Source organism: Pseudoalteromonas shioyasakiensis, from assembly GCF_022398475.1.
Lineage (GTDB): Bacteria > Pseudomonadota > Gammaproteobacteria > Enterobacterales > Alteromonadaceae > Pseudoalteromonas.
Genome location: NZ_JAKEVM010000203.1, coordinates 1 through 5,250, shown reverse-complemented (window position 1 = coordinate 5,250; position 5,250 = coordinate 1). Strand labels below are relative to the sequence as shown.

The following is a 5,250-nucleotide window of genomic DNA, read 5'->3' as shown; positions in this document are numbered from 1 at the left end:
TTCTTATTATCTGGGTTAGGGACTTAAATTTGCAGTGCTATTTTGTGAAAAATGACTAAAATAAAAAGCAAATTAACGAAAAGAGTAGTCAAAGTGATAACTTCACAAGATGAAAAACTATTAGCTATCTTAAGAACGAACGCGCGTGCGAGTATTTCTGACCTAGCGAGAGCGCTTAATTTATCGCGCTCAACTGTTCAAAGCAGAATGTTAAAATTAGAAGAAACAGGGGTGATCAAAGGCTACAGCGTAGACTATGGTGACGCCTATTTGAGCCAAATGGTATCGGCCCATGTTTCGATTAAAGTGAAGCAAAAACTGACCACCAAAACGAATCTTGAACTAAAGCAAATTGATGCTATTTCACAGCTCTATGCAATTAGTGGTGAATTTGATTTGATTGCTGTCGTGCAAGCACAAAACCTTGAAAAGCTGAGTCACCTATTAGATGACATTGGTAACTTAGATGGCGTAGAGCGAACAACGTCGTCTGTGATTTTAGAGACAAAGTTTAAGCGTTAACCCTTAATCAGGTAAAACCGCTTCTTTTGTCTATAATAACTATTACTCGTTAGTTATTTAGGCTTGTATTGATGCTTGCTTCATTATTGCTGTCACTCACTGTAGCTCAGCCTTTTCAGTTAGGTACTAACTTACCAATTAACGCACCACACAACGCAATTACGCATGTTGAATGTATTTTCAAGCAAATCAATGTGCCATTTCACTTGCAGAAGTTACCTTGGTTAAGGGCTAAAAGGGAAGTGCAGCTGAATCGGCTCGATGGTTACTTTACCGCAAACCTGTTATCGCAAATGCAAGAGTATGGTGAGCTTTCTGCCCCGATGTTTTTAGAAAACTGGTACTGGTTTACCCACGCAGATTCGGCTTCAATAGCCGAACACGAACTTCGTTATGGCGTCGTAAGAGGAAGTCATCAGGCTGATTGGTATCAATTAACAAATCGGAAAATTGAAGTCGAAGTTAACACCACGCAAGAGCTTATAAAAGTATTTAAAAAGCAGCGGGTAGATAGAATCTTGCTTGATTTAGAAGAGTTTGAGTTCAATGCTGTGCAGTTACAGATAAAGCCAGATGAATACACGCAAACATTCTATCGTTATGTGCCTTTGGGTTTATTTGCAGCAAATAAAACACTCGAGGAGTTTCCTGACTTTTTAAATGCCTTTAACAGTCACATAAGTAGTTGCTCACAAAGTCCCTTTGTATTGTCAAAAATTGAAAAACTTACTTTAGTGCAAGGGCTTTTAGAAAAAATACAGCAATTAGCGAATTCAGAACAGGTGCAGCAAGCAGTAATTAAAAGTAATCAGCAACCACTCGCGCAGCAAGATCTCGAACAGCTTGATCATCAGTGGGCGCAACAAGTCCGTGACAATACATCTATACTGGCAGAGCGCTACCTAAAACTTGAAGGTTCACAATTCTTACAAGTATGGCAAAAGCAGATGCAAGGTGTCATTACAGAAATAATCGTCACCGATAAACAAGGTAAAAATGTCATTATCAGTGAAGTCACAACAGACTATTGGCAGGGTGATGAAGCCAAATTTTTAAATATGTACCAGCAAGATGATGACTATTACATTGATACAGTGGAGTTCGATGAGTCGACTAAACACTTTCAGGTACAGTTTAGTGTGCCCATATTTGATAAGGAAAATCAGCACATGGGAGTGCTGATATTAGGTGTAGATATCGAAAAAGCGCTCTCTAAATAACGCACTTAGTCATTGATTGGTTTTGGGCGCTTTGCGAATGACTTTCTTTTCGACTTCATCGAGCTTAATGACATAGGCATTACCGCCAATGCCTTTAAATTCTTCATCTGTAAAAACAATTGTGTTGTCATCGTAAAAAGTGATGGCTTCTTTTTGTGTAACAATGCCTAAGTCAATGCGCGATACATCCCCTGAAAAAAACTTATCGCCTTGATAATTTTCAAATAACCAAATGCTGGTTGAATCTAGTAGAACTAACTTGGTTCTATCAGGGCTCAGAGCCGCAGAAGTGATCCAACAAAGTTTTTCCATTGTGGTGCAAGTTTGAAACGAATCTATTAATTGTGCATCAAAGTTAGCTGCATGATCGCCAACTTTATACACTTTTGTAATACCATCAAATGGCTCAGTGCGATTTTTAGTAAATAAATAGAGGTGTCGGCCAAGGGCTACAAAGGCTTCTAAATCAAAATTACGTTGTTCTGGTTGAATAGGGCTGCCATCCATTTCAGGATAAGTGAACTTGATTATCTCTGCTTCTGTGGTGTCGCTTTTGATATCGATAGGGTTTTCTATTTTATAAATGGTTAACCATTTTCTATCGTTTTTATTATTGCCAAAGTCCCCCAAAAAGAAGTGACCAAATTTGTTTTGTGTCATATCTTCCCAATCAATGTTTTTAGCATTGGTTACTAAAATTTCTTTTGCTATAGAGCCATCTTCATTAAGACGGTATAGTTTTGGTTGGTCACCGCTGTCATTAATGGCCCAAAGTCGATTGAACTTATCAAATTCAATACCGGAGATTTCTCTCAGTTTTGGGTCCACAGTTAAACGTTTTTTGCTGTAAAGGGTATAAATAGAAGAGCCAACCAGTATTCCAATGATGGTGACTGACAAGATAAAAACTGTAAGTAAGCTTTTTTTTAACATTAACAAGGGAATGGCTTTGAATAATGTGTTTAGTATAACTTACTAAAGCGGTTGCTGTATATTCCAAACCCCTGTTCCAGTAACAGACATAAAGTTAATGTTATCTTGCAATACTTTGTGGCCAACATTAACAGACGACTCAGGGTGGCTCACTAGGTAGCCTTGAACACTGTTTATGCCCATCGATTTAACTAGTTCAAATTGAGCGAGTTCTTCAACTCCTTCGGCGACAACTTTAAGACCGAGTTTTCGGCCAAGCTCGCTGACAGAGTGCATGATTTCATTATATTTAAGGTTATCGTTAGCTTGCGCAACAAACAGTTTATCGAGTTTGATCACATCGATAGGTAAATCTGCAAGGGTACTTAACGAGCTAAAACCAGTACCAAAGTCATCAATCGCAATGGTGATCCCTTCGCTTCTGAGTTTTTCTAACGATTGAATAATCTTGTTGCTTGCTTTGATTAAGGTTGATTCGGTTATTTCAAGCATCAGCGCTTTTGCAGGCAGCCCTGTTTTGGCAAGCTTCTCCATGACCCACTCATAAATATCGTAATGTTTTAATTGCACGCCAGATATATTCACAGAAATAGACACTTTCTTCATCCCCGCATTATACCAAGCAGACATTTGTCTACATGATTCCAGCATGATCCAATCACCAAGTTCTAGTATCAGATTAGACTCTTCAGCAATGGGGATAAACTCGTCAGGCGTGATTGAGCCTTCAACAGGGTGATCCCAGCGAACTAATGCTTCAAAGTAGTCAATTGCACAATCATCTACATGTACAATAGGTTGAAAAGACAAATGAAAACTGCTGCTAGCAATAGCAAGACGCATCTCTTCTAGCAAGTAATGATAGCGCCTAATCTTTTTACCCATTTCAGGAGAATAGACTTTAAAAATACCACGACCATCTGTTTTGGCTCGATACATTGCTACATCAGCCATTTGCAGTAATGCTTGTGGGGTGGATGCACTATCTGGGTAAACCGCAATACCTATACTAGCGCTAATTTTGATTAGCTTGTTACCTAAAACAAAATCACGTTCGATTTCGTGCAGTACATTTTGTGCAACCTCTAGTGCTTTGTCTTTATCATCTTTTAAGCTAATGAAAATAGAGAACTCATCACCACCAAGGCGCGCTAAGTTTTGTTCTAGTTGACTAATTGGGGAAATATTACTTATTTTATGGTGGCGTAAAACACTGCTCAAGCGTGTTGCTACTTGAATTAACACATCGTCACCAAAACTGTGACCAAAAGAGTCATTTACCTGTTTGAATCCATCTAAATCTATAAATAGTAATGCACAGCTGAATTTATCCATCTCAGCAAGTCTCAATTGTTTGGCAAGGTGTTCTATATAGGCATGTCGGTCAATAAGGTGGGTTAACTTATCTTGATAAATACTGACTTCAGATTCACGTGTGTAATTAGTTATATGGGTTGTAAGTGTTTGAAAATTTACTTGTAACTGTTCAAGTTGTGTATGCTTGTTTAGACCTGATTCACTGGCTAAGTTTAGACTATTGAGTAATTCAATTGATTTAGTATTGAGCATCTTGAGAGCGTATTTCTCATGATTATTTTGAAATCTTAAGTTAACTAACCAACTGATGGCTAATGCTAACAAGATTAAAATGATAATGTTTACCGGTGAGAATAATGTAGTGAGTATAAGATCAGAAGTCGCAGCTGTTACGACTGACTCATTTGTTGTATTAATAACAATATAAGAAATATTATTATCGTAAACTAAATGCTGGCCACTTAATACGAGGTTGTACCAAGGAGCTGTTACCACTGTAACATCTGTACCTTGAAAGGTATGTAGTTCTAAGCCTTTTGGCGCGTACATCAAATCATTGACCTGTTTAGTCAAGAAGATATTTAAGCCGTATATAAAAGCTATTAAAGTTATAATACTTATTGATAAAGTTCGAAGAGCATTGGCCATACATTACTACCATTGTGGTGTCTTTGTTTTACAATAAAACCTCACCAGTTAATACATCGAGTATATTGTTTGTATCTAGATTAGACAAAACCTTTCTCATACTTTGGGGCATGGATGAGTATAGAATGTGAAAATTCATAGTCATTAGTGTTAATGCTCTAAAATGTTTTTCTTATGCTAATTAATTGAAGCCTTACTTTTATACTGCATTATTGCCATTCATCGAGCAAACTTTAGCACTGTTTCCGACAAAAATGCTTAGATACTTTCATACTAATAGTGTTTATGGTTATTGTTTAGCTAAACAATAAGTCACTACTTTGTATTTATTTTATTATCTCTGGTGGCTGTGTGTGGAATTTATTATTTTTTCTGCTAATTGTTAATTTTTAAATGTTATATACCAACTTTTGCTGTGGCCTGCTAGTTTTATCCGAAACAGGTTTTAAGCTAGCTATTCTTGTGGTCAGAAAAAGTGGTTATAACATTACTGAAAAGCAGCACTGTTAATGCTTTCAGGGATTGGTAGTCCGTTCGAATTTACGCTTTTCTACTTATTGTGTTTGTATATGCACTGAGATAATTTTTAAAAAAGTTAATTGGGTAGTGC

4 protein-coding genes are annotated in these 5,250 nt (G+C 37.1%); 2 read left to right on the top strand and 2 right to left on the bottom strand.

Features of this window, described 5'->3' with window-relative positions:
- Positions 1-93 precede the first annotated feature (93 nt).
- On the top strand, positions 94-522 hold the full coding sequence (locus tag L1D51_RS20320) for an Lrp/AsnC family transcriptional regulator (protein ID WP_054554593.1): 429 nt from the start codon (positions 94-96) through the stop codon (positions 520-522).
- A 71-nt stretch (positions 523-593) separates the two neighbouring features.
- The gene (locus tag L1D51_RS20315; RefSeq protein ID WP_239964668.1) at positions 594-1,742 is read left to right on the top strand and encodes a cellulose-binding family II protein; all 1,149 of its coding nucleotides are present in this window, start codon (positions 594-596) and stop codon (positions 1,740-1,742) included.
- A 9-nt stretch (positions 1,743-1,751) separates the two neighbouring features.
- Here L1D51_RS20315 and L1D51_RS20310 read toward each other — a convergent pair whose 3' ends face one another.
- Both L1D51_RS20310 and L1D51_RS20305 read right to left on the bottom strand, forming a co-directional pair.
- Positions 1,752-2,675, bottom strand: coding sequence for a hypothetical protein (locus L1D51_RS20310; protein WP_054562388.1), 924 nt, complete (start codon positions 2,673-2,675; stop codon positions 1,752-1,754).
- Positions 2,676-2,717: 42 nt separating this feature from the next.
- Positions 2,718-4,541 (bottom strand): putative bifunctional diguanylate cyclase/phosphodiesterase, encoded by a 1,824-nt coding sequence (locus tag L1D51_RS20305; RefSeq protein ID WP_239964669.1) that lies wholly within the window; start codon positions 4,539-4,541, stop codon positions 2,718-2,720.
- Between the last annotated feature and the right edge of the window lie 709 nt (positions 4,542-5,250).